General features: G+C 39.7%; 1 protein-coding gene. It reads left to right on the top strand.

Annotated features, from left to right (window positions below):
* A partial coding sequence (locus tag AC1DTM_RS28170; protein ID WP_477001454.1) for a catalase occupies positions 1–984 on the top strand: 984 nt, incomplete at its 5' end.
* Between the last annotated feature and the right edge of the window lie 63 nt (positions 985–1,047).

Genomic DNA, 1,047 nt, shown 5'->3' with positions numbered 1-1,047 from the left:
TACTGGGATTTCATGACGTTAACTCCAGAATCTACACACATGATGACATGGGTATTTTCTGATTACGGTACACCAGCAAACTATCGTGAAATGGAAGGTTTCGGCGTACATTCATTTAAATGGATTAATGCAGAAGGTAAAATTGTTTACATTAAGTATCACTGGAAACCACAGCAAGGTGTGCGTAACTTAAGTGCAAAAGAAGTCGAGCAAGTGCAAGGTAAAGACTTCAATCATGCAACTCGTGACTTATTCGATGCAATCGAAAAAGGAAACTACCCAAAATGGGATTTACACGTACAAGTAATGCAACTAGATGAAACGGACTCTTTAGATTTCGATCCACTAGATCCAACGAAAGTATGGCCAGAAGATCGCTTCCCGTTAATAGAAGTAGGGACAATGACGTTAAATCGTAACCCGAAAAACTTCTTTGCGGAAGTAGAACAAGCGGCGTTTACTCCAAGTGCAACTGTAAATGGTATTGAACCATCTGAAGATAAATTATTACAAGGTCGTTTATTCTCTTACCCAGATACGCAGCGTTATCGCCTTGGTGCAAACTATTTACAAATTCCTGTAAACTGCCCGTACGCAGCTGTTCGTAACCAACAACGTGATGGTGCGATGCAAGTGGATCAAAACCCATCTACAATAAACTACGAACCGAGCCGTCATACTGAAAATCCAGTTGAAGATCCAACTTACCGCGATTCAACTATGAAAGTAGAAGGCTACGTATCTCGTGAAAAAATTGACAAACCAAATGACTTCAAACAAGCGGGTGAGCGTTACCGTTCATTCTCTAAAGAAGAGCAAGATAACTTAATTGCAAACTTAACAAATGACTTAAAAGACGTAAATGAACGCACGAAATTACTAGCTGTTTGTAACTTCTTCCGTGCAGATCAAGAGTACGGCATGCGTTTAGCGCAGGCGTTAAATGTTGATATTACGCAATATGTAGGAAATACTCCGAAATAAATAGGAAAAGACGACTAGAAGAATTTTCGGTCGTCTTTTTATTTTACTTGTAGCGTTAGGGGG

It is taken from the genome of Bacillus sp. P4_D3 (genome assembly GCF_056401855.1).
Note: the sequence above shows the minus strand (reverse complement) of the source record. Positions and strands in the feature narration are given on the sequence as shown.